Raw genomic sequence first — 23,412 nt, 5'->3', positions numbered from 1 at the left:
AAAGAAAAACATTTTTTTGCACAGTAGACAAGTTGAAGCAGAAAATTAAGCTAACTTTGTAGAATAACCTAACTACGTTTAGGTTCTAGATGAAAAATTATAAAGAAAAACACGGAGGTGCTCTTATGAGTATACGAAATAAACGATTCGCTTATGGAAAAAATCAGTTGCAGTTTGGGGATCTGCGTCTCCCAGAAGGAAAGGGGCCTTATCCAGTTGCAATTGTTCTGCACGGTGGATTTTGGAAAAATATTTGGGGCTTAGATATGATGGAACCTGTAGCAAAAGATTTGGCGTCAAGGGGTATAGCGACTTGGAACATTGAATTTCGTCGTGTTGGCGATGAAGGCGGAGGATGGCCAGGCACTTTAATTGATGCTGCAAATGCGACCGACTATTTACAACAAATAGCGGAAGAAAATCATCTTGATTTAGGCCGGGTTATTGCTATTGGGCATTCTGCAGGAGGTCATTTGGCTTTATGGTTAGCGGGTCGTAAGAAACTACCGGAAAATAGTGTTTTCAGAATTACTGATCAACCGCTTTCTCTTAAGGGAGCAATAAGCTTAGCAGGAGTTAACGATCTTGCACTAATGGATGATGTCCATCATTTACGTCTATCAGAATTCGGTAAAGAAAATAACCATCCTGTAACTGATTTGTTAGGCGGGACACCGAAAGAGGTTCCAGAGCGTTATGAGGAGGCTTCTCCAATTCAATTATTGCCCCTTCAGGTTCCACAAGTTCTTATTCACGGATCACTCGATATTAATGTGCCAATCGGAATTAGTTATAACTACAAGCGTGTAGCAGATGCTTCTGGGGATCAAGTGAAAATGGTGGAAATACCATCCGCAGAGCACTCTAAAGTGATCGATCCCAATGTGGAAGAATGGTCGTATATCGTCACAGAAGTTATCAACTTATTAGATATGGGGCAATAACACCTAGCCATCAATATAAGTTTGTATGAGCTTAATTTCATAAAGCAGCTTTAGTATTATAAACTTATTTTTAAAGCTTGATTTGTTGTCCTTCCATGCCCATCAAGCTGAAACTTTAATTTGCTGTTTTGTGAATTTTGCTGTCAGCTTATGGGTTAATAATTAATTTACGGCCAATTTATGCTTCCAATTCTGTTGAATAATTAGATAACCATCTACAAAAATAAGTGTTTTCTGGCCAACTTATAGGTAAAGTGACATTGTATGATATGAAACATAATTTTCCGGTTTGGTGAGGTTATGGTTCTTTTTGTTTTGTAATTTTATAAAATGTTTAAGTTGATGGAGCGTTACCCCTGAAATAGAAAATGAAGAAATGGGTATTGATGATAAGCAAGTAGATACTATAGATACTCGTAAACGAGCGATTGGTGATTATTTATTTTTATTACACTTTATTCAAATGTTTATATATTTTGTCTTTTTATCCATACCTATTGTAAGATTATATAGAGTTCTCCTAATAAGCTGTTTTAATGGATTATTTAGGGGTTTTAAATTTATAAATCTTAAATTGTTTTTTTCGGGATAATTTTTTATCTAAATAAGTTATATTGAAGTAGAGGTGAACCATCGGTGAAGCAGGTGTTGGTGATTAAAAATGAACGGTCTTCAGCAAAGAAAATCGTAAGCGGTCTAACGCAAGAAGGCTATTTCATTTTAAAACTTCACAATGAAAACGAAGGTTTAAATATAATATATGAACAAGATTGGGATATTATCATATTGGATTGGGATTCATTAAGTATACCGGGACCAGAAATTTGTAGACAAATACGACTTGTTAAAACGACACCGATTATTATTGTGACCGACAATATTTCTAGTAAGGATTGCGTAGCAGGGTTACAAGCAGGAGCAGATGATTATATAAGAAAACCATTTGCGAAAGAAGAATTAGTAGCAAGGGTTCAAGCGATTTTAAGGAGAAGTGATTGTAACCAGCAAAAGGAGATAAACTTTTTTCAGTTTAAAGATCTCTTTGTTGATGCATCTAGCAATATTGTGAAAAAAGGTGGCGAAAACCTCTCGCTTACTAAGCGGGAGTACGATTTACTTGTATTTTTAATCAAGAATAAAAACACAATATTGAGCCGTGAAATGCTTTTGAATCAAGTATGGGGATATAATGTAGTAGTAAATCCAAATGTAGTAGACTTATATATTGGGTATGTAAGAAAAAAGTTAAAGTGCGAGAAGAAAGACAGATATATTCAAACGATACATGGTAGAGGCTATTCAATGATTGAATGATAAAATAAGGTAATAGAAAAAAGAGTAAAACTGTTTCATTCAGTTTTACTCTTTTTTCTATTAAACCTAATAATCAAATAGTTTCTTAGAAGTATTAAAAGACGTAAAAAAATGGATTATAAAAATATTAGCTATTAATGGGCGTGTTTTGTAGAGGAAATTATGGCTAATCAATACGCCCGACTGCACATATTACTTTCTATGCCTGATTTTATGAATTCGCACCATTCACAAGATTTTCACAGGATTAATGACTATACTAATTAACAGGATGTTCAAATGAAAATGATTATCAATAGCGATTCAATTGAATAAAAGTTACCTTCTAATTCAATCTATGGATGTCATCATTTTCGAAATAAATTACACTATAAGGAGTATACATATGAAAAAATCTATGCTTTTAAAATTAGTGAGTATTCTAGCAATTTTTACTTTAATGTTAGTGGCTTGCTCAGATTCAAGTAAAGAAACTTCGAAGGCTAATAATAAAGATAATGGTAGTGATAAGTCAAAAACGGTTGAAATCACTGATGCTCATGGAACTGTTAAAGTCCCTGTAAACCCAAAGAATGTAGTTGCTTTGGATAACAGAACGTTTGAAACTTTATCTGATTGGGGAATTAAATTAGCGGCTGCTCCAAAGGATATCATGCCTGCTGATTCAGCATATAAAAAGGATGAAAAAGTTCAAAATATTGGGAATCACCGTGAACCAAATCTTGAAATTATTGCAGCGGCATACCCTGACCTTGTAATCGTTGGTCAAAGATTTGCTGACCATTACGAAGAAATCAAAAAATTAGTACCAAATGCAGCAGTTATTGATCTTAATTTTGATGTTTCTGAGAAAGCTACTAAGCCTGGCGAAAACTTAGTAAAAGGACTTAAAGATTCTACAATTACTTTAGGAAAAATCTTTAATAAAGATAAAGAAGCTAAACAATTAGTAGCTGATTTTGATAAATCTATTGAAAAAGCAAAATCTGCTTATAACGGAAAAGATAAAGTTATGAGTGTTATCGTTACTGGTGGTAATATTGGTTTTGCTGCTCCACATTCTGGTCGTGTTTGGGGACCAATGTATGAAATTTTCGGTTGGACTCCAGCGTTAGAAGTTTCAAATTCTACTGCAGGTCATAAAGGTGATGACGTTTCTGTTGAAGCTATTGCACAAACAAATCCTGATTGGATTTTCGTATTAGATCGTGATGCTGCAACATCTGATGCAGCTAAGTCAACACCTGCTAAGGATGTTATTTCTAAATCACCTGCTCTTCAAAACACAACTGCTGTTTCTAAAAAACAAGTTATTTATGCACCAGAAGATACTTACACAAATGAATCAATTCAAACTTATATAGAGTTATTTGGAAATATGGCAAAAACTTTAGCTAAGTAGTGTAAAGGGGTACGAAACAGTGTCAAAAAATATGATTTCTAGGGTTGAGAATATTTCTCAACCCCAGTTTTATAATCAAAATAAAATATGGACAAAACCTTTTATAATAGCAGTTATAGTTGTTATAATTTTAGGGATTATATCACTGTTTACTGGAGTTTATGATATACGTGGACAAGAGGACGGGACAGAGATGTTTTTCATAACTCGTGTTCCGAGAACAGCTGCATTAATGCTTACTGGAGCTGCGATGGCGATGGCAGGGCTCGTAATGCAACTCATTACACAGAATCGCTTTGTTGAACCTACTACAACGGGGACTATTGAATGGTCAGGCTTAGGCCTGCTTTTTGTGTATTTATTATTTCCTGCCCCGACTTTAGTTCAAAGAATGACTGGTGCAATCATTTTTTCTTTTATAGGAACTATGATTTTCTTTCTATTTTTAAGAAGAGTTAAGCTTCGTTCGTCTTTAATTGTTCCGATTATTGGATTGATGCTTGGAGCAGTAATTTCTGCAGTGTCTACTTTTTTAGGACTCCTTTTTCAAAAGACGCAAAGTATTGAAACTTGGTTTGTAGGTTCATTTGCTAACATTCAGGTGGGAAGATATGAATATTTATGGCTGATTGTTATCATTACTTTTCTTATTTTTATGTATGCTAATAGATTGACTTTAGCTGGACTAGGAGAAGATGTCGCAACAAGTCTTGGAGTTAATTACAATAGAATTGTTCTTTTTGGGACTGCTCTTATCTCTGTTGCAGTTGGAATTGTTGCAGCTGTTATCGGACACTTACCTTTCTTAGGATTAATTGTGCCAAATATCGTTTCAATGTTTAGAGGTGATGATCTTAGGAGTAATTTACCTTGGGTTTGTGTGATCGGAATGGGATCAATAACTGCCTGTGACATCATTTCTCGAACAATTATACAGCCTTTTGAATTACCTGTTTCTTTAATACTTGCAACAGTGGGAGCAGTCGTGTTTATTACTATTTTATTGAGACAAAGAAAACCAAGGAGGCTACGATGATCACATTAGAATATAGAAAAAAAGAAAATGTCGAAATCGATTCTAGCCTTCATAATGAAAGTAGATCAGCTAGCGCTTTTCGGTCTAAGAAGGAAGCAAGACGTTATTGGATTTTACTGATAACATTGATTGCTTTAGGTCTTCTTTCTTCATATGGACTTTTAGTTTATAACAATCCAGTTCCGATAGATTCACCTTCTTTTATCCCAGTCGTTAAGAGAAGGATAGTAGCTATTGTTGCAATGATTATTGCTGCGGTTTGCCATAGCTTGTCGACAGTTGCTTTCCAATCTATTACGAATAATAAAATTATTACTCCATCGCTTTTAGGTTTCGAATCACTTTATTCAGCAATTCAAACGAGTACAGTATTCTTCTTTGGTGCTAGTGCGTTAATAAATTTTAATGGAATTGGATCATTTTTATTCCAAGTTGTTGTTATGGTCTTCATGAGTTTGATACTTTATGGATGGTTACTTTCCGGTAAATACGGGAATTTACAACTTATGCTTTTAGTTGGAATTATTATTGGTACCGGGCTAAATTCAGTGTCAACTTTCATGAGAAAACTACTTGCGCCTTCAGAATTTGATATTTTACAAGCAAGATTATTTGGTTCTGTTAATCATGCAGATCCTGCATATTTTCCTATTGTAATTCCTATGATCATAATTGTAGCGGTATTAATTTTTGCTCATTCTAAGAATTTGAATGTTTTATCACTAGGAAAAGATGTTGCTACTTCTTTTGGAGTTAAATACCAACCTAGTGTAATTTATACGCTTGTATTAGTAGCTATTTTAATGTCCATTTCAACAGCTCTAATTGGGCCACTTACTTTCTACGGCTTTTTAGTGGCAACTTTGAGTTATCAGGCAGCGTCAACTTATGATCATAGATATATTTTTCCGATGGCTTTTGCTATAGGATTTTTAATAATGACGAGCGCATACTTTTTAATGTATCATGTATTCCATGCTCAAGGTGTAGTTTCAGTTATTATTGAATTATTTGGTGGAATCATATTCTTAACTATAGTTTTAAGGAAGAGGGCTTTATGATAAAAATTGATAATGTTAAAAAGTTCTATACTGATAAGGTAAAAATAGGACCTTTGGATATTGAAATACCAAAAGCAGGCTTTACTTCTTTAATTGGACCAAATGGTGCTGGAAAGTCAACGACACTTTTGATGATTGGCAGACTTTTAGATATGGATGAAGGCCAAATTCAGGTAGCAAATATGGATGTTTCTGAATCCAAATCAAAAGACTTAGCAAAAGTTTTGACTATATTGCGACAAGAAAATCATTTTGTAACTAGGCTTACAGTTAGACAATTAGTTGGATTTGGGCGCTTTCCTTATTCAAAGGGAAGGTTGACTAAAGAAGATGAGGTTATCATTTCTAAATATATCGATTTCTTAGATTTAACTAGTTTAGAGAATAGATATTTAGATGAGCTTTCTGGTGGTCAAAGACAAAGGGCATATGTAGCGATGGTACTGTGCCAAGAGACGGAATATGTACTTTTGGACGAACCTTTGAACAACCTTGATGTTGCTCGTTCTGTTCAAATGATGGAGCATTTAAGACGTGCAGCTAATGAATTTGGAAGAACAATTTTGACGGTTATGCATGACATAAATTTTGCAGCTAAATACTCGGATAAAATTTGTGCTATGAAAGATGGACAAATTGCTGCTTTTGGAACAGTAGAAGAGGTTATGGACTCAACACTTTTGACAGATATTTTTGAAACAAAAATAGAAATTATTAATGGTCCTTATGGGCCAATAGCAGTTTATTAGTTATAAAATGTCTTGCGTAGATTATGCAAGACACTCTAGTTGAAGTTGCTGTCTGTATTTTATAGGCAGCAGCTTTTTTATGTGATTACTCATAAAATGCAAAAGAATGCTTCACCTTTTCAAGTATGTACCAAGTGGAAAAAATATCTCTGTATAATTTTTTAAAAGAATTCAGCTTGTTTTTTTATATGTAATATTGCATATCAGAGTGTATTGATAAAAGTGTAAGGGGTCACTATAATGAGGGCATAAAGATAAATCATATTTTCGTAGCAATAAAAAGGAGGAAATAATATGGAAATCGCAATGGCAGTTTTAAAATTTGTAGGTGGCGTAATCCCGTTAATTCAAGAACTTTTAAAAGCATTTATGTAAATTTATTAGTTAGCAATCATTTATCAATCATTATCATATTTTACTAAAAAAAGAACGGGGTGATTTTTCTGAATATTAAGAAAAACACTAAAAGAAGAAAGTTCCTTGCATGTTTATTAGTTAGTCTATGCACTATTAATTATTCATCTATTTCCTTCGCAGAAACACAAGCAAGTAATGCAACTGATGTAACCAAAAATGCTAGTGGCATTGATACTGGTATAGCAAATCTTAAATATAATAATCAAGAGGTTTTAGCTGTAAATGGTGATAAAGTAGAGAGTTTTGTTCCGAAAGAAAGTATCAATTCAAATGGTAAATTTGTAGTAGTAGAACGCGAAAAAAAATCACTTACAACGTCACCAGTCGATATTTCAATTATTGATTCTGTAGTGAATCGCACGTATCCAGGAGCTGTACAACTTGCAAATAAAGCTTTTGCAGACAATCAACCGAGTTTATTAGTGGCTAAGAGAAAGCCTTTGAATATTAGTATAGACTTACCGGGCATGAGAAAAGAAAATACAATCACTGTCCAAAATCCGACATATGGTAATGTAGCTGGAGCAGTAGACGATTTAGTATCTACTTGGAATGAAAAGTATTCTACAACACATACGTTGCCTGCAAGAATGCAGTATACGGAATCCATGGTTTATAGTAAATCGCAAATCGCAAGCGCTCTTAATGTTAACGCTAAATATCTTGATAACAGTCTAAACATTGATTTTAATGCGGTTGCAAATGGAGAGAAAAAAGTGATGGTAGCGGCGTATAAGCAAATATTTTATACGGTAAGTGCTGAACTACCTAACAATCCATCCGACCTTTTTGATAATAGCGTTACTTTTGATGAGTTAACTCGAAAAGGCGTAAGTAATTCGGCTCCACCTGTTATGGTTTCAAATGTAGCTTATGGTAGAACGATTTATGTAAAATTAGAAACAACATCTAAGAGCAAAGATGTACAAGCTGCTTTTAAAGCTTTACTTAAGGATAACAGTGTTGAAACAAGTGGACAGTATAAAGATATTTTTGAAGAAAGTACCTTTACTGCTGTAGTATTAGGCGGAGATGCGAAAGAGCATAACAAGGTTGTTACTAAAGATTTCAATGAAATCCGAAATATTATTAAAGATAATGCTGAATTAAGTCTTAAAAATCCAGCATACCCAATTTCATATACAAGTACTTTCTTAAAAGATAATGCAACTGCTGCTGTTCATAACAATACAGATTATATTGAGACGACAACTACAGAATATTCAAGTGCTAAAATGACACTTGATCATTACGGTGCTTACGTTGCTCAATTTGATGTATCTTGGGATGAATTCACATTTGATCAAAAGGGTAACGAAGTACTAACACATAAAACATGGGATGGTAGTGGAAAAGACAAAACGGCTCATTACTCTACAGTTATCCCTCTTCCACCGAACTCAAAAAATATAAAAATTGTAGCAAGAGAATGTACAGGTCTTGCATGGGAATGGTGGAGAACAATTATTAATGAACAAAACGTTCCATTAACAAATGAAATAAAAGTTTCAATTGGAGGAACAACATTATATCCAACAGCTAGTATTAGTCATTAAGTATAAAAAAAGCGCCCTATAAGTAGGGCGCTTTTTTACTTAGTCACAAATTTTATTCCTCTATTTGCCGGGCAGCCCGATTGATGAGGGCTGATTAATAATGTAATTCCTAATATAGTTAATCGGCGTTGATTTACTTCTTCACGTAAAATGGATTGAAATGAAATTCCTATTACTTGGACAAGTGTTGCTAAAAGTGTGGCAATTGGAGGAATAAAACTTTATGTTCCTTTGTTTTGGGCCAACTTAAGAAACTTTTGTAAAATGATAGGATTACAAAAATGTAATGTGGGTGTAAGGAAACTGGATTGTACCATCTGTATGGTTAAAGCATACTTAAGGTAAGGAAGATTTATATTTTAACGGGTATAAATCTTACAAGTAGAATAGAAAGGTTAGGTATTATCATATGAAATGGATCATGAGAATTTTTGTGTTATTAGCTATAGTAGGAGGTGCTTTCTACTATATGAAGTCAGGGAATGGATACTATTTGACTAAACAATATTATGTAAAAGTAACGACTGATTCTAAAGTAGAAAACGAAAAATTGAGTAATGGAGAAGTTCTTACGTATCATGTTTACGATGAGAAGGTGTACGATAAAAAAGGGGAAGAAAGAGAACTGAAAATTTCCTTGCAAAATGAATTGGAAAAAAATCAATATTATTTGATTGATTGGGAAGATCGCCGTGGGATTGTTTCTAAAATAGCTAAAGTGAATCAAGCAAAAATAGATAAAGGTATTTTAGATAAGTTGAACGCAAATTCATAATATTTCAGGATAAGTTAATCAAAAGCTGTGTTGGCGTAAGATTTATAAGAAAAAGGTATTGTAGCAAAAATAAAAGAGATTATTATAAAACAAAAAAGACCGAACCGTCTGGTTCTGTCTTTTTTTAGGAATGAAGAATGAATTTTACAAATGATGTGCACAAAGCTGGATTGCTACAATTGGGATGACATGTATGAATAGTGGACTGTAACACTTATGTAGATGGTTTGCAGAGATATAAAATCAATATAGAAGAGGAGTATTATTCTAGATGACTTATGTAACTACAATTTTATCAATAGCGGGTATCGTTATCATGTCTTTAGCGAGGATTAATTTTAAAATAAGGGCGTTTGCTAATAAACCAGCTTGGGGTGGCTTCACTCTTCCCTTAATTCTAATTGGATTTATTTTATTTTGTATCGGTATGTTTTTAGGTTTTGTAAATCATCAACTATAAGGTGGAAATATTGTGAAGACGAAAAGCTACATGTTTTTCGTCTTTTCGTTCTCTTGCTTAATAAGAAAGATCCTGCAACTCAGTACAGGATCTTTAATCAAACGTATTTAAAAACTAAATTGTGGCTTCATATCACCTTTATAAGGTTCATGTTCAACGAATATAGTTATATCCTTACCCGCTTGGTCTTTACCAGTTCTTTTATACGTAAATTTATTCTTATTTAGTTCAGTAAGTTCAAGAGCAGCACCGTATTTGTTATTTCCAATTGAAACATGGGCTCTTATTTTATTTTCGTGTACAACATCGAAGTAGCCATAATCACCGCGGCTTTGACCTGTTTCGCTATTGAAAAACTCATATTTATTAGATTTGTCATCAAATTTTGCTAAACTTATAAAATTCGAATTAAACTGTGTTACATCGTTACCAGCTTCATCTAATACCTTTGTTCCATGCCAAAGGGTACTGCCTAAAATTTTATCTCCATCAACGTTTTTAACAATATCTCCTGTAGTCGTGTTCAGCTGCTTGTCCGGATCAGTGAAAGAAAGTTCTTTTTCTTTATATGGGACATGTTCAACGAAAACTTCTACATCTTTACCGTTAGCGTCTTTCCCCATTCGTTTATAAGTAAATACATTTTTATTTAGTTTTGTCATGTCAACGACAGCTTGATACTTCATTGATTCTGAAATCAATATTCTCTTCTTCCCATCATTTGTGACAAAGAAAGTGCCTTTATCGCCACGACTTGCACCTGTTTTAGCATCAAAAAATTCATATCTGCCTGACTTCGCATCATATTTTGCAAGACCAATGAAGTTTGCATTCTCTTTTGTTAAGTCATTCTTATCTTTGTCATACACTCGTGTACCTTGCCAATTTGTCTCGCTAAGAATATTAGCCATTTTTTGCCCTTTAGTTAATTTATTTTCCTTTTTTGTTTCTTTAGCAACTTGTTCTTGTTTTTGTTTCCCATGATTTTCTTCAGCTTTAGTACCAGCACACCCTGTTAATGCTAATGTGAATCCGAGCAGTACGGATGATAGTGCTTTTGCTTTTTTGTTCATGTTTTATCGTCTCCTTATTTTATGATTTCAAGTAGTACGGTTAGCGATTATAGTAGCAGTGCGTCATATATGAACTTAGTTGCTACGTTTCTTATGTTAATCCCCGACTATAAACTGCCTCTAAATAAAACATTAAAAAAAGATAAACTAATTCCTAAAAAATGTTCATATTTATAAAAAGTCGCTAGCTTGCTGTAGTGCCTACGAGTAATCCAAAAAATACATTGTAAAGAAGAAGGAAAGCCGCTAATAATAATGTAATTGCTAATAGAGCTAATCGATTGTAGTGCAAAACTTTTGAGAAAAACTGTAGGGGTGGTGTTTTTGTAAGACTCTTTCGTTAGCAATCGGTTGTACATCATCATAAATTTGAACACCTAATGTATCAGGTAAGAAGAAAGTAGCCCCTTCATTGTTCGCAATATGTTGTACATGAATAACTGTTTTATGTTTTTCACGAAATGCTTTCAAAACTTCTTTCGCTTTTTGTGCGGCTTTTTCAGGTTGATGTAATTCCATATTGCCACCTTCAAAGTAATCATTTTGTATGTCTACTAATAGCAACGCTTCGTTCATCGTTATGCCCCCATACTTAGTGATTCAGCACGTTATTTGTACTGTACCGTTATTATATAAATTGTAGCTATGCGGAAGTAATAACGTTGTGAAACGATTTGGGGGTATATAGTTTCAGTGTGAAAAAAGTGAAAGTTGCTATAAGTACAAATGGATTTTGTGGACTTCACGGCAAAGTTATAGATAGAGTGGCATTGCAGGGTTAAAAACCATAACTTTGCTGGAGGAGCGGGTTATGGTTTTTTTATGAGAAAATACGATTTTAAGTTTTTGCTGAAGGTGTTTTTCTAGGATATGCTGTGAGTGATTGGAGTGAGGTAGTGTCAGATATTGTCGACCAATCGATATATTGGAAAAATCGTTGATATATTGTGAGTTGTGATAGATATATTGGAAAAATCGTTGATATATTGTGAGTTATGATAGATATATTGAAAAAATCGTTGATATATTTGTAAAGGGGTGTTTGAGGTGATTGTGAAAGAAAGAAAAATGCCGATTTATATAAGACAGTTAGAAGCACTGCTTAGAAGGTTACCTGTACATCATCCAAAACGAAATTTAATTGGAGAAAACTTGGCAAAACACATGGCGGGGTATAAAGGGGAGCAAGCAATTGATTATCCACTTAGTTTTATTTCTGAGAAAGAGTATAGTGTTTTACATGATGTTCGCTTATCTAATCATGATCAATACTTTCAAATTGATACTATTATCATTTCCACAAAGTTTCTTCTTTTTCTTGAGATAAAAAATATAGCAGGTACATTAATGTTTGATGCAAAGTTTAATCAACTTATCCGAATAACAGAAGGAAATTCAGAGGGATTTCCAGATCCGGTTTTACAAATAAAAAGGCAAGAAATACAATTAAAGAAATGGTTAAGCTTACATGGATTTTCCTCTAGTCTTCCAATCGAGTCCCTCGTTGTTATTAGCTCGCCTCGTACCATTATAAAATCTTCAGATGACAATCTTCTTCATACAATTATTCATAGTGCAAATTTACCTCATAAAATAAAGTGGTTTGAAAGTAAATATAAGAGAAAAGTTATAGATAATGTAGATAGGCTCATTCATCAAATAATAATGGAGCATTCTCCACTTCAACAAAATATACTTGAGCAATATAAAATAGAAAAAGAGGAGTTGTTAAATGGAGTACAATGTGAGAAATGCTTAGTTATTCCAATGGTTAAAGTGAAGAAGGGCTGGCGTTGTACAAGTTGTAAAGATTTTTCAAAAGTGGCACATGAGGATGCTATACGAGATTATGCATTGCTCATTAGTACGACATGTACGAACGGTAATTTGAAAGAGTTTCTCCATGTTTCGTCGGGTATGGTTGTAAACAGAATTCTCCACACACTAAATCTCCCCTACACTGGCAACAACAAAGGACGAATATATGATTTAACTTCTTTCCAATCGTAATTTTGCTATAATAAATAAGTACTTATACGAAGGGGAGTCTAAAGAGAAAATGAAGTCATTTAATATCGATCATGTTATAGCTAGTGTTTTGCAATGGATATTAAATATAGCTTTAATTATATTATCCATTGTGTTATCGATTTTCTTAGTGAATGAGACAATTACGTTTGTGCAGTATATTTTTTCGGCAAAAGAGTATACGTCTTATAAATTGGTTGAAAGTATCATCGTCTATTTCTTATACTTCGAGTTCATTGCATTAATTATTAAGTATTTTAAATCGAACTATCATTTCCCGTTACGTTATTTTATTTATATCGGAATTACGGCCTTAATTCGATTGATTATTGTGTCTCATGAGGAACCGATGGAGACGTTATTATACGCAGGAGCAATTCTTGTTTTAGTTATTGCTTTATACATATCGAATATGAGAGATTTGAGAAAAGAGTAGTAGTGCAGACATAAGTTTGCACTACTTTTTTACATCTTGACCTTCAAGTTGCTTGAAAGTTTACAATGAAATTAGGGCGTTTGAAATCGAAAAAAATTGAGAAATTAAGTGAAGAGGTTTCTTTTACTTGGAGGTTATAGAAATGAATCAGGAATTGAAGTTACGTCCATTAGAACGAGAAGATTTAAAGTTTGTACACGAACTGAATAATAATGCGCATATTATGTCGTATTGGTTTGAAGAGCCGTATGAGGCATTTGTGGAGCTGCAAGACTTATACGATAAACATATACATGATCAAAGCGAACGCCGATTTATCGTTGAGAAAGACAATGAAATGGTTGGATTAGTTGAGTTAGTAGAAATCGATTATATTCATCGTAGAACAGAATTCCAAATTATTATTGATCCGAATTATCAAGGATATGGTTATGCAGTAGAGGCGACGCGTTTAGCAATGGATTATGCTTTCGCTGTATTAAATATGCATAAGATATATTTAGTTGTGGATAAGGAAAATGAAAAAGCAGTACATGTTTATAAAAAAGTTGGGTTTATGGTAGAAGGTGAGCTTATCGATGAGTTTTTCGTTGATGGTAACTATCATAATGCGATAAGAATGTGTATGTTTCAGAAGCAATATTTTGAAAACAAGTAGTTGAAAGATTCGGAAGTAATGTTGACGCTTCGTAAAAACGTATGCTAAAATCCCTTTTAAGTATTAAGGAAGGTGCAGAATATGCTTTATATAAAATTTGTAAAACTCATTAGAAAACTTTGCTCCGCACAAATGTATACGGTGAAGCGTTGTACGGAGCTTAATCAAGGGGTATAAATCCCCTATATTCATCGGCTGAATAACTTTTCTAAAAAAGTATAGTTTATCTATGCTTATTTCGTTATGGTTTTTCAGCTGGTGTATAAAATAGATTAAGGGGCCATAGACAATGCTTTGTCTATGGCCCTTTGTGTATATTATTCCGATGAGTCTTTACTATAAATTGGAGTAGTATAGGAAAAACCATGAAGCAGAGGGCTAGTGTCGAATGACGCTATCTCTCTGCTTTTTTTAATTTCAGGAAAAGAGGAATAAAAATGAGTTTACTTAAAGTTGAAAGTTTATCACATAGTTTTATAGATAAAGTATTATACGAAAATGCTTCTTTTGATTTGCATAAAGGGGAGCATATGGGAATTGTTGGGCAGAATGGTGCAGGAAAAAGCACATTAATGAAAATATTGGTGGGGGAAATTATTTCTGATAAGGGAGACATAAAGTGGCAACCAAATATTCAAATTGGACATCTTGATCAATACGCAGAAATTGATGAGGGTTATACCATTTCTCAATATTTAAAGAGAGCCTTTTATGATTTGTATGAAATGGAAAAGAGAATGAACAAGTTATATGAAGAAAGTGCGATGACTGGAGATGAAAATCAACTATTGAAAGCGGCAGAAATTCAAGGACTGCTCGAGGCTCATGATTTTTATTCAGTAGATAGTATTACGAATAAGGTGGCATCCGGCTTAGGTATTGATGTGATTGGGATGGATCGTGTTATTGGTGAATTAAGCGGAGGGCAGCGTGCAAAGGTAATTTTAGCGAAGCTCTTATTAGAAGAGCCTAATATTTTATTACTAGATGAACCGACGAATTTTCTTGATAAGGAGCATGTGGAGTGGCTTGCTAATTATTTAATGAATTTTGAAGGAGCGTTTATTGTCATATCACATGATTTTGATTTTCTGGAAAAGGTAACTTCTTGCATATGTGATGTAGAGTTCGGGACAGTTAAGAAGTATTACGGAAAATACTCAGATTTTGTAAGGCAGAAGGAGCATTTGCGAAAAGATTATATTCGCCAATATTATGCACAGCAAAAGAAAATTGAAAAAACGGAAGAGTATATTCGTAGAAATATTGCTGGGGTGAATTCAAAAATAGCGCAAGGTCGTCGAAAACAATTACAGCGTATGGAAAGAATTGCGCCACCAAGTTTTACTCATAAACCGTCTATTCATTTTCAGGAACTTCCCATTTCAGTTCAGACAGTTCTTGAAGTAAATAACCTTGAAGTTGGTTACGACTTCGCTCTCTTACCAAAGTTGAATTTTTCAGTAATGGGTAGGCAAAAACTTGTTATTACAGGTTTCAATGGAGTAGGAAAATCTACTTTATTAAAAACAATCGTTGGAAATATTGATAGTATTTCTGGAGAGTTTCACTTTTCAGAGCAAATAAAGATTGGATATTATGAGCAAGATTTAAATTGGAGCAATGATTCTTTAACGCCGCTTCAAATTATTTCAGAACAGTTTCCTAAACTGAATATGAAGGAAATACGCCATCATTTAGCTGCGTGTGGAGTGAAGGATACGCACGTTTCGCAAGAAATTCGTACGTTAAGTGGTGGTGAACAATCGAAGGTGAAACTGTGCGGATTATTATTATCACCTTGTAACTTATTAATTTTAGATGAGCCGACAAATCATTTAGATGCAGAAGCGAAGGAAGCTTTGCAAAAGGCGTTAATTAAGTTTAAGGGCAGCATTATACTCGTATCTCACGAAGCGAGTTTTTATCTTGATTGGGCAGATAGTATCTTTCATATAGAGACGGGATTAGTTAAGGGGGTGTGAAACATATGAGTGAAAACAATTGGAAAACGAAAATTATATTATTTTTGACCGCTCAAACTATTTCGTTGTTCGGTTCCTCTCTCGTGCAATACGCGATTATATGGTATATCACCCTTACAACATCATCAGGAGTGATGTTGACTATTTCAACTGTTTGCGGTTTTCTACCACAAATTGCGATATCTTTGTTTGCAGGTGTTTGGATTGATCGTTATGACCGTAAAAAGATGATTATGTTATCGGATGGAATTATAGCGATTGCGACGTTAGTTTTAGCAATTTTATTTTTAACAGGATATAAAAGTATTTGGTTACTTTTTATTGTGTTACTCATTCGTTCAGCTGGAACAGGAGTACAAACGCCAGCTGTGAATGCATTAATTCCGCAAATCGTTCCGAAAGAGTATCTTATGAAAGTAAATGGAATAAATAGCAGTATTACATCTTTAATTATGTTTCTTTCTCCAGCAGCAAGTGCGATGATTCTTTCTATTGCCAGCATTGAAACAACATTTTTTATTGATGTTATTACGGCTATGATTGGAATTAGTATTATGTTTATCATTCAGGTGGAAGGACATGTGAATGTAGAGAGTAAGCAAAAATCTAATCTACAAGGAATTAAAGAAGGATTCTCTTATTTAAAAGAAAATGTATTTATTAAAAGGCTAATCGTTTTATTAATTATCATCATGATTTTAATAAGTCCAGCTGCTTTTTTAACACCTTTAATGGTAACTCGTTCTTTCGGGGCCGAAATGTGGAGACTTACTGCTAGTGAGATGACCTTTAGTGCGGGTGCGGCAGCTGGTGGCGTATTAATTGCGGCGTGGGGTGGTTTTCGTAATCGTATGTATACAACAGCGCTAGCTTGTGCATTATATGGACTGCTTATGATTGGACTCGGAATAGCACCGATATTTATTATGTATTTAGTATTTAATTTTTTAATTGGTATAACGATGCCGTGCTTCAATACACCAGTTACTGTGTTATTGCAGGAAAAAGTAGAACCATCAATGCACGGACGGATGTTCAGTCTTGTACAAATTGCGAATTCATGCGCGCTTCCTCTAGGAATGATAATATTTGGGCCATTGTCGGATATGTTTAGTGTAGAGATTTTGTTAATTTATGCTGGGATATTCGTGCTATTTTGCGCAATGTATATTGTATTAAGCAAGAGGTTTGAAGTGTAAATATTTATAATACAGAGGGTTTGCGAAGTGATTTAATATGCTTCGTAAACCTTTTTGTTATTATTCTAGTCAATAATTATTTATTGTTAAACGATAAATAATTATTGACTGTTAATGGTTTTTTGGATAATATGATGTTAAGAATCTAAGGAGAATTACATGAGTAGAGGAGAATGTGAAATGAAAAATAAATACGTAGTAGCTATTTCTTTCATGATTTTAGCGATTATTTCTTTAACTATACATGCTTCAAACAGTAAAGTAGGAGCGGATGGATTCCTTGAAGAACCTTTCTTTGTCCTAGTACCGATAAGTTATGTATTGTTCCTTAGTGGTATTGGCGTATTATTATTTGGATTTATTACTTCAAAGCTGAAAAAGGGCAATAAATAGGGGTTACCAATAGGGACAAAATACTCACTATGAAATAGAAACATACCATATGGAAGAAAAAGAATAAGTGAGATGAATCATGATGAACCATCATTTTTATAATGGAAGACAAGTAGGAGCAGCTATTACGCTGGCTGGGGCACAGGGAACAATTCATGCTATGAATCAAGCTATTCAAATGCAACAACAAGCATATTTTGCACAAATGATGCAAAGTCAGTATATGCCGTATTCACAGCTTCCGATGCAAATTGTACATTACGATGTACATCCAGCTGGTTTATTTTCTATTCCATATGGCGGGACATATTTCTTATGAAAGAAAGCGACTCAATAGAGTCGCTTTTTTTCATATTCCGCCTAGCTTCATTCCAAGGAATGCGAAGAGGATACCAATTATGTACGTAGCGCTTAAGTATAAAAGGAAAGTGCTAATATTTTTTCGATTGAGAAGTTGAACGGCTTCTAATTTAAACGTAGAAAATGTAGTGAATGCGCCCATAAATCCAGTACCTAATAATAGTTGCCAGCCTGTAGTAACTCCGTTGCCGATTATATATCCAAGTAAAAACGCCCCTGTTATATTAATAAGGAATGTAGCAAGTGGAAATTGTGTTTTATTTCTTTTCTTAAACCAATTGCTAATTGCAAATCGTGTAATCGCACCGAAAAATCCTCCTGTTGCGACTAATAAGGCTTCTATCATGAGTAATCACCTTCCGTAAGAGATTTCTTAATTAAGAAATCCCCAAGTATATAGCCAAGGCCAGACATAATGAGGCCACCAAGTATGCTACATGATACATATAAGAAGGCTATGCTCCACTCAGAATGATTGATCAATTGCACAGTTTCTACACTAAATGTTGAAAAAGTCGTAAAGGAACCGATGAATCCAGTTCCGATGCCTGTGATAACCTCTGAAGGTAAGATGTTTAGCCGGGTGATATAAGTAGTTAGCCACGCTAAGAAGAAGCAACCGATTAAGTTAATGAGTAATGTTGCTAATGGAAATGAATGATGCCAAAATGTGGTGATATTAAGACCTAAATAATAACGAGAAAGAGCTCCTAATATACCGGCAATGCCGACGATAATATAAATCAATTTTCTCACCTCTTTAAATAGCTTGCTCAAAAAAATAGACTCCTACCAGTATGTATACTGGTAGGAGTCATTAGCTAAGCAGCGTTTATGGCGAACTCCATCGCCTAGGATTATTACATATAGTGTACTAAATATACCGTTTAAATTCCAGTGAGGAGGTGGGTGTAACGTTTCTTTTTTTGATGTCTGAAGGTTTTTCAAGTAATTAAAATGGGATCGATTACTTATCAACTAAATATAGTGATATAAGGTTTTAATTATGATAAAATGTTTCTTATGTGTGTCGTTTTGTTTTATTTGACTGAAAATAAAGAAAAATAAATTCGCGTGAAAAGGAGTCATTTATTTGAAGAAATTTTTAAAAATCGTATTTACATGTGTTTTAGTAGTAGCGGGCATTGTAGGAGGATTTCTAGCGTATATGACACTTACTAAAGAACAGCCTGCTGATGTTATAAGCTTGAAGGTGGAGAATAATAAGGAGCGCGTATTAGCGACTGGAAATGAGTTTAAAGTTACAACATTTAATATTGGATATGCTGGGTTAGATAAGGATCAAGATTTCTTTATGGATGGTGGAAAGGGATCTGGTTCAAGTAGTAAAGAGCAAACGGAAACTAATTTAAAGAATATGCTTTCGTTTTTACAAAATGAGAATAGTGATTTTGCACTATTACAAGAAGTTGATATAAAGTCACTTCGTTCATTTGATGTAAATGAACATGAATTTTTGAAAAAAGGATTACCTGATTATGTTTCGTCATTTGGCAAGAACTACGATACGAAATGGGTTCCAGTGCCAATAATAAATCCAATGGGATATGCGGAGGCTGGATTAAGTACGTTTTCTAAATACACTGTTCAAGAAGCGAAGAGGTTCCAGCTTCCTGGAATGGAGCCTTGGCCAAAGCGTTTGTTTGATTTAGATCGAGCAATTGTGGAATATAAAATTCCTGTTAATAATGGGAAACATGTTAGACTCGTAAATTTACATTTGTCTGCTTATGATGAAGGCGGGAAAATTAGAAAACAGCAAGTAGAGTACTTAAAAGAATATATGAACAAGCATTATGAAAATGGTGATTACGTAATAATGGGCGGAGATTGGAATCAATTAGTTTCAAACGCTCAATTAAGTGATCCGAAGTTCGTGAAAGAGCGCCCTGAGTGGTTAGTAGAGTTACCGAAGGACTTTACAGACGGTGGCTTTAAGTGGGCTGTAGATCCGTCTGTTATGACTGTGAGAGATGATGTAAAGAAATATGTAGAAGGTGAAAATTTCGTCACTATTATTGATGGCTTTATCGTTTCACCGAATGTAGAGATTGTAAATGTACAAGGGAAAGATTTAAAGTTTGAAAATAGCGATCATAACCCAGTAAGTGCGGTATTTAAACTGAAGTAATTGATATGTATAAGTAGAAGGTGGGGCTTCATATGGAGTGGTTAAAGAGGACTTGTTTTTCTAACCTTGAGAAAGAATCACAGAAAAATCATTTATTACTGTTTATAACGATTTGTAGTTTCTTTCTTGGGATAATCGCAATTGGGTATTATGGATATATTTTTACAGAGAGAGCAATAGCGTTTTGGATTTGTGGTATTTCTGTCGTTGCATTTGGAACGCTTTTTACTTTTATAAAAAGTATGGAATCAGCGTATAAATATATCATGACATTTATGTTGCTTACAATGTCTTACATTATGGTACAAGCCTTTAATGAAAGCCCGGCTGTATTTCAAATGGTCTATTTTACATTAGCTGTTTCACTTATTTACTTAAGTGAGCGCCTCATTTTAATTCTTGGCGGGGTAGCTGTTGTGATCACATTTATCCTTTGTAGCTATTGGCCGGAGCAATTTTTTGCTTATACAGCCTCGTCTGAAGCTGCTAATTTCGCAAGTTTGTTAGCGATTGTAACAATTGCTATGTGGGGCGTCACGAAAATCGGTTCTAATCTGCTCCTTCGTTTAAGTGATGAGAAGCAAGAAGTAATGAGAAAAGCTCAGGAGTTAGAAGAGACGCAAAGACTTATTGAAGAAACAGTTGTGAAACTAGATAGTAATTTCAATCATTTAAGACAAAATATGAACACGTCGATGGAATCGATGAGTGAAATTAATTTTGCCTTTGAAGAGGTGGCAGTTGGTACGCAATCACAATCAGAGATGATGTATCGTTCGGTAGAAGTATTGAATGATATGGAGGGAAATATTGAACAAATCATCTCTCAAGTAAGAACTGCATCGACTCGTGTGGATGAAAGCTTAGAAATTTCAAAAGGTAGTGTACATACTCTAAGAAATTTTGAAACTAACATGAGAAGTTTAAATGATGTTGTTTCACAGTCTGGAATTATATTTAGAGATTTAATGATGCAATCGAAACAAATTAATGAAATTGTAGATGTAATAACGAATATTTCAAGTCAGACGAGTTTGCTAGCTTTAAATGCAAATATTGAAGCTGCGAGGGCAGGCGAGCATGGAAAAGGTTTTGCTATTGTAGCGAGTGAAGTGTTAAAGCTTGCTGAAGAATCAAATCGTTCTGCGGGAAGAATTCAAGGGATTTTGAAGGAGTTTAGTAATCAAGCAAGTAAGGTAGAAGCGCAAGTAGAGAAGTCAGAAAGAGTACAAGAAGAATGTAACGAGATGTTAGCAAGCGTTTTAACAAATGTAACTGATTTAGGGAAGTTTATTGATGCGATTAATGAAGTAATGCGAGAGGTTGTTGTTCATCAAGAAAGTTTCCAAGTTAAAACGACGAATATCGTAAAGGATGTTACGCATGTTTCTAACGTAATTCAGCAAACTTCTACAGCTACAGAAGAAGTGCTAGCGAGTGTGGAAGAAGAAAAACATCGAAATGATACGTCAGTGAAGACGTTACAAACTGTTAGCGAGCAAGTGAAGTTGTTAGAAGATATTTTAGAAAAGTAATATTGCTTGGAAAGAGCACGAATGATGTGCTCTTTTTTCATTGAAACGAATACTTGATAGGAATTTAATTGCTTTTCTGCGCGTTTTCTGCCAAGCTTAAGGAGATAAAATTCAGCTAATAGCGGAATTAAAATACTTCAAAGAAAGAATTAAATAGGTGACGCATATGATCGAAGTTAAGACTTCTGAACTTAGTGATGGAGAATTTAATAGAGGTGTATTTGCAACTCGTGATATTAAAAAGGGTGAGTTGATACACGCAGCACCAGTTATCTCTTATCCGAATGAACAGCATGAACATATTGAGAAAACATTACTTGCTGACTACGCATTTGAGTATGGAATCAATCATACGGCAATCCTTTTAGGATACGGTATGTTATTTAATCATTCATATACACCGAATGCAACGTATGATATTGTCTTCGAGAACCATACGTTTAACTTCTATGCTTATAAGGATATAAAAGCAGGAGAAGAAATTTTAATCAATTATAATGGTGAAGTTGATAACGATGAGCTGTTATGGTTTGATAAAGAAAAAGAAGAGAACGAAAAGTAATATAAAGAATATAAAAAAGAGCACATTCTGTCGGATGTGCTCTTTTTTATTGATGTAAATAAAGTAAAAAGTACAAAAAAATACCACTTTCTTTTTGTATGGTATAGTAAGATACTGAGGGATAGTGTTTTGAAAAAGTCACATATTTTACAAATTGTTGTCTTTCTGATGACATGTCAAGTTTAGTAGTCCATTTGGGTTGCTTTATTATGCAATATATATTTTAATATGAGTGGCACCTCTTATAAATTAAGAGGTTTATAGGTGTCTCGAATTGATTTTGGGTACACTGTATCCACCACTTTAGGTTCTTTCATGTACGTGGGGATATTATGGGCCCGTATAACGGGATAAAATGAATATAGAAATAGAGGAATCGTAAAATGAATATGCAAGAGGTTTATAAATATTTAAGTACGGTATTGCCTGAAGGACATGTTAAACAAGATGAAATGTTAAAGAATCATACGCATATTAAAGTTGGCGGAAAAGCAGATGTTTTTGTTGCGCCTACAAATTATGATGAAATTCAAGAAGTTATTAAATATGCGAACGAATATAATATTCCAGTTACGTTTTTAGGAAATGGATCGAATGTCATTATTAAAGATGGTGGAATTCGCGGGATTACAGTAAGTTTAATTCATATTACAGGTGTTACTGTAACAGGAACGACGATTGTAGCACAGTGTGGTGCAGCAATTATTGACGTATCACGTATTGCCTTAGACCATAACTTAACGGGTCTTGAGTTTGCTTGTGGTATTCCAGGTTCAGTTGGCGGAGCATTATATATGAATGCTGGTGCATACGGCGGTGAAATTTCGTTTGTATTAACAGAAGCTGTCGTAATGACAGGTGATGGAGAGCTACGTACTTTGACGAAAGAAGCATTTGAATTTGGATATCGTAAGAGTGTATTTGCGAACAACCATTACATTATTCTTGAAGCGAGATTTGAACTTGAAGAAGGTGTACATGAAGAAATTAAAGCAAAAATGGATGATTTAACGTTTAAACGTGAGTCAAAACAGCCTCTAGAATATCCTTCATGTGGTAGCGTATTTAAGCGCCCACCAAATAACTTTGCTGGTAAGTTAATTCAAGACTCAGGACTACAAGGTAAGCGAATTGGTGGAGTAGAAGTTTCTTTAAAACACGCTGGGTTTATGGTGAATGTTGATAACGGAACAGCACAAGATTACATCGATTTAATTCACTTCGTACAAAAGACAGTTGAAGAGAAATTTGGCGTGAAGTTGGAGCGAGAAGTAAGGATTATTGGAGAAGATAAGGAATAAAGAAATACGTATGAAG

General features: G+C 34.1%; 23 protein-coding genes, 1 pseudogene and 1 riboswitch. Of the genes and pseudogenes, 20 read left to right on the top strand and 4 right to left on the bottom strand.

Annotation, left to right across the window (positions count from 1 at the left end; all coding sequences use genetic code 11):
* Nucleotides 1–125 precede the first annotated feature (125 nt).
* The 9 genes from GD442_RS25000 to GD442_RS24960 all read left to right on the top strand — a co-directional run bounded on the left by GD442_RS25000 (nt 126) and on the right by GD442_RS24960 (nt 9,714).
* A complete protein-coding gene (locus GD442_RS25000; RefSeq protein WP_159365225.1) occupies nt 126–944 on the top strand; it encodes an alpha/beta hydrolase family protein in 819 nt (272 codons plus the stop codon).
* A 636-nt stretch (nt 945–1,580) separates the two neighbouring features.
* Nucleotides 1,581–2,258 carry a response regulator transcription factor gene (locus GD442_RS24995; protein WP_074553716.1) on the top strand — a complete coding sequence of 226 codons (678 nt, stop codon included), beginning with the start codon at nt 1,581–1,583 and terminating at the stop codon, nt 2,256–2,258.
* A gap of 385 nt (nt 2,259–2,643) precedes the next feature.
* A complete protein-coding gene (locus GD442_RS24990; protein WP_159365224.1) occupies nt 2,644–3,660 on the top strand; it encodes a siderophore ABC transporter substrate-binding protein in 1,017 nt (338 codons plus the stop codon).
* Between the two features lie 19 nt (nt 3,661–3,679).
* The gene (locus tag GD442_RS24985) at nt 3,680–4,696 is read left to right on the top strand and encodes an ABC transporter permease (protein WP_000042077.1); all 1,017 of its coding nucleotides are present in this window, start codon (nt 3,680–3,682) and stop codon (nt 4,694–4,696) included.
* A complete protein-coding gene (locus GD442_RS24980; RefSeq protein ID WP_000631245.1) occupies nt 4,693–5,757 on the top strand; it encodes an iron chelate uptake ABC transporter family permease subunit in 1,065 nt (354 codons plus the stop codon). Before GD442_RS24985 ends, GD442_RS24980 begins: the two co-directional genes overlap by 4 nt.
* Nucleotides 5,754–6,506: an iron ABC transporter ATP-binding protein gene (locus tag GD442_RS24975; RefSeq protein ID WP_000590071.1), complete on the top strand. Its 753-nt coding sequence runs from the start codon at nt 5,754–5,756 to the stop codon at nt 6,504–6,506. Before GD442_RS24980 ends, GD442_RS24975 begins: the two co-directional genes overlap by 4 nt.
* A 434-nt stretch (nt 6,507–6,940) precedes the next feature.
* Complete coding sequence (gene alo, locus GD442_RS24970) at nt 6,941–8,479, top strand: anthrolysin O/cereolysin O family cholesterol-dependent cytolysin Alo (RefSeq protein WP_000576727.1); 1,539 nt, start codon at nt 6,941–6,943, stop codon at nt 8,477–8,479.
* A gap of 409 nt (nt 8,480–8,888) precedes the next feature.
* Entirely contained in the window at nt 8,889–9,254 is a 366-nt protein-coding gene (locus tag GD442_RS24965; protein ID WP_002164645.1) for a YxeA family protein, read from the top strand.
* Between the two features lie 271 nt (nt 9,255–9,525).
* A complete protein-coding gene (locus GD442_RS24960; RefSeq protein ID WP_000222858.1) occupies nt 9,526–9,714 on the top strand; it encodes a hypothetical protein in 189 nt (62 codons plus the stop codon).
* 107 nt (nt 9,715–9,821) lie between these two features.
* Here the strand turns inward: GD442_RS24960 and GD442_RS24955 are convergent, their stop codons facing one another.
* Together GD442_RS24955 and GD442_RS24950 are read right to left on the bottom strand one after the other, a co-directional pair.
* Nucleotides 9,822–10,787 carry a DUF4822 domain-containing protein gene (locus GD442_RS24955; protein ID WP_001034145.1) on the bottom strand — a complete coding sequence of 322 codons (966 nt, stop codon included), beginning with the start codon at nt 10,785–10,787 and terminating at the stop codon, nt 9,822–9,824.
* A gap of 303 nt (nt 10,788–11,090) precedes the next feature.
* A pseudogene (locus tag GD442_RS24950) lies at nt 11,091–11,363 on the bottom strand (isochorismatase family protein); the annotation flags it as partial.
* A 477-nt stretch (nt 11,364–11,840) separates the two neighbouring features.
* Here GD442_RS24950 and GD442_RS24945 point away from each other — a divergent pair.
* The 7 genes from GD442_RS24945 (at nt 11,841) to GD442_RS24915 (ending at nt 17,805) form a co-directional block, all read left to right on the top strand.
* The gene (locus GD442_RS24945) at nt 11,841–12,797 is read left to right on the top strand and encodes a nuclease-related domain-containing protein (protein ID WP_078386336.1); all 957 of its coding nucleotides are present in this window, start codon (nt 11,841–11,843) and stop codon (nt 12,795–12,797) included.
* Nucleotides 12,798–12,846: 49 nt separating this feature from the next.
* Nucleotides 12,847–13,251 (top strand): phosphate-starvation-inducible protein PsiE, encoded by a 405-nt coding sequence (gene psiE, locus GD442_RS24940; protein ID WP_000834708.1) that lies wholly within the window; start codon nt 12,847–12,849, stop codon nt 13,249–13,251.
* 142 nt (nt 13,252–13,393) lie between these two features.
* Complete coding sequence (gene speG, locus GD442_RS24935) at nt 13,394–13,909, top strand: spermidine N1-acetyltransferase (RefSeq protein ID WP_001071095.1); 516 nt, start codon at nt 13,394–13,396, stop codon at nt 13,907–13,909.
* Between the two features lie 437 nt (nt 13,910–14,346).
* Nucleotides 14,347–15,894, top strand: coding sequence for an ABC-F family ATP-binding cassette domain-containing protein (locus tag GD442_RS24930; RefSeq protein WP_017657025.1), 1,548 nt, complete (start codon nt 14,347–14,349; stop codon nt 15,892–15,894).
* 5 nt (nt 15,895–15,899) lie between these two features.
* Nucleotides 15,900–17,093: an MFS transporter gene (locus GD442_RS24925; protein ID WP_048538385.1), complete on the top strand. Its 1,194-nt coding sequence runs from the start codon at nt 15,900–15,902 to the stop codon at nt 17,091–17,093.
* A 180-nt stretch (nt 17,094–17,273) separates the two neighbouring features.
* Nucleotides 17,274–17,486: a DUF3955 domain-containing protein gene (locus GD442_RS24920; RefSeq protein WP_031312823.1), complete on the top strand. Its 213-nt coding sequence runs from the start codon at nt 17,274–17,276 to the stop codon at nt 17,484–17,486.
* A gap of 79 nt (nt 17,487–17,565) precedes the next feature.
* A complete protein-coding gene (locus GD442_RS24915) occupies nt 17,566–17,805 on the top strand; it encodes a DUF3947 family protein (RefSeq protein ID WP_000980930.1) in 240 nt (79 codons plus the stop codon).
* A 30-nt stretch (nt 17,806–17,835) separates the two neighbouring features.
* Here the strand turns inward: GD442_RS24915 and crcB (GD442_RS24910) are convergent, their stop codons facing one another.
* Nucleotides 17,836–18,192 (bottom strand): fluoride efflux transporter CrcB, encoded by a 357-nt coding sequence (gene crcB, locus GD442_RS24910; protein ID WP_000568587.1) that lies wholly within the window; start codon nt 18,190–18,192, stop codon nt 17,836–17,838.
* Nucleotides 18,189–18,593, bottom strand: a complete 405-nt coding sequence (gene crcB / locus GD442_RS24905) for a fluoride efflux transporter CrcB (RefSeq protein ID WP_063225491.1) — start codon at nt 18,591–18,593, stop codon at nt 18,189–18,191. Before crcB (GD442_RS24905) ends, crcB (GD442_RS24910) begins: the two co-directional genes overlap by 4 nt.
* A 54-nt stretch (nt 18,594–18,647) precedes the next feature.
* Nucleotides 18,648–18,707, bottom strand: a riboswitch (Fluoride riboswitch).
* 232 nt (nt 18,708–18,939) lie between these two features.
* Between crcB (GD442_RS24905) and GD442_RS24900 the strand changes: the two genes are divergently transcribed.
* From GD442_RS24900 to murB, 4 genes are all read left to right on the top strand, one after another.
* Nucleotides 18,940–19,998, top strand: coding sequence for an endonuclease/exonuclease/phosphatase family protein (locus GD442_RS24900; protein WP_000714050.1), 1,059 nt, complete (start codon nt 18,940–18,942; stop codon nt 19,996–19,998).
* Between the two features lie 32 nt (nt 19,999–20,030).
* Nucleotides 20,031–21,533: a DUF4077 domain-containing protein gene (locus tag GD442_RS24895; RefSeq protein ID WP_086407878.1), complete on the top strand. Its 1,503-nt coding sequence runs from the start codon at nt 20,031–20,033 to the stop codon at nt 21,531–21,533.
* A gap of 166 nt (nt 21,534–21,699) precedes the next feature.
* Complete coding sequence (locus GD442_RS24890) at nt 21,700–22,095, top strand: SET domain-containing protein (RefSeq protein WP_000573649.1); 396 nt, start codon at nt 21,700–21,702, stop codon at nt 22,093–22,095.
* Nucleotides 22,096–22,478: 383 nt separating this feature from the next.
* The gene (gene murB, locus GD442_RS24885) at nt 22,479–23,396 is read left to right on the top strand and encodes a UDP-N-acetylmuramate dehydrogenase (RefSeq protein ID WP_001057102.1); all 918 of its coding nucleotides are present in this window, start codon (nt 22,479–22,481) and stop codon (nt 23,394–23,396) included.
* Nucleotides 23,397–23,412: the final 16 nt, after the last annotated feature.

The organism is Bacillus sp. A260 (assembly GCF_009861435.1).
GTDB lineage: Bacteria > Bacillota > Bacilli > Bacillales > Bacillaceae_G > Bacillus_A > Bacillus_A cereus.
This window is presented reverse-complemented; position numbering and strand designations above follow the sequence as displayed.

Coding starts and splice junctions, on each gene's coding strand:
- speG (WP_001071095.1), top strand. CDS start 13,394: ATGAATCAGGAATTGAAGTTACGTCCATTAGAACGAGAAGATTTAAAG.
- GD442_RS24925 (WP_048538385.1), top strand. CDS start 15,900: ATGAGTGAAAACAATTGGAAAACGAAAATTATATTATTTTTGACCGCT.
- murB (WP_001057102.1), top strand. CDS start 22,479: ATGAATATGCAAGAGGTTTATAAATATTTAAGTACGGTATTGCCTGAA.
- GD442_RS25000 (WP_159365225.1), top strand. CDS start 126: ATGAGTATACGAAATAAACGATTCGCTTATGGAAAAAATCAGTTGCAG.
- GD442_RS24890 (WP_000573649.1), top strand. CDS start 21,700: ATGATCGAAGTTAAGACTTCTGAACTTAGTGATGGAGAATTTAATAGA.
- GD442_RS24955 (WP_001034145.1), bottom strand. CDS start 10,787: ATGAACAAAAAAGCAAAAGCACTATCATCCGTACTGCTCGGATTCACA.
- psiE (WP_000834708.1), top strand. CDS start 12,847: ATGAAGTCATTTAATATCGATCATGTTATAGCTAGTGTTTTGCAATGG.
- GD442_RS24920 (WP_031312823.1), top strand. CDS start 17,274: ATGAAAAATAAATACGTAGTAGCTATTTCTTTCATGATTTTAGCGATT.
- GD442_RS24965 (WP_002164645.1), top strand. CDS start 8,889: ATGAAATGGATCATGAGAATTTTTGTGTTATTAGCTATAGTAGGAGGT.
- GD442_RS24895 (WP_086407878.1), top strand. CDS start 20,031: ATGGAGTGGTTAAAGAGGACTTGTTTTTCTAACCTTGAGAAAGAATCA.
- GD442_RS24960 (WP_000222858.1), top strand. CDS start 9,526: ATGACTTATGTAACTACAATTTTATCAATAGCGGGTATCGTTATCATG.
- GD442_RS24980 (WP_000631245.1), top strand. CDS start 4,693: ATGATCACATTAGAATATAGAAAAAAAGAAAATGTCGAAATCGATTCT.
- crcB (WP_000568587.1), bottom strand. CDS start 18,192: ATGATAGAAGCCTTATTAGTCGCAACAGGAGGATTTTTCGGTGCGATT.
- GD442_RS24990 (WP_159365224.1), top strand. CDS start 2,644: ATGAAAAAATCTATGCTTTTAAAATTAGTGAGTATTCTAGCAATTTTT.
- GD442_RS24975 (WP_000590071.1), top strand. CDS start 5,754: ATGATAAAAATTGATAATGTTAAAAAGTTCTATACTGATAAGGTAAAA.
- GD442_RS24930 (WP_017657025.1), top strand. CDS start 14,347: ATGAGTTTACTTAAAGTTGAAAGTTTATCACATAGTTTTATAGATAAA.
- GD442_RS24915 (WP_000980930.1), top strand. CDS start 17,566: ATGATGAACCATCATTTTTATAATGGAAGACAAGTAGGAGCAGCTATT.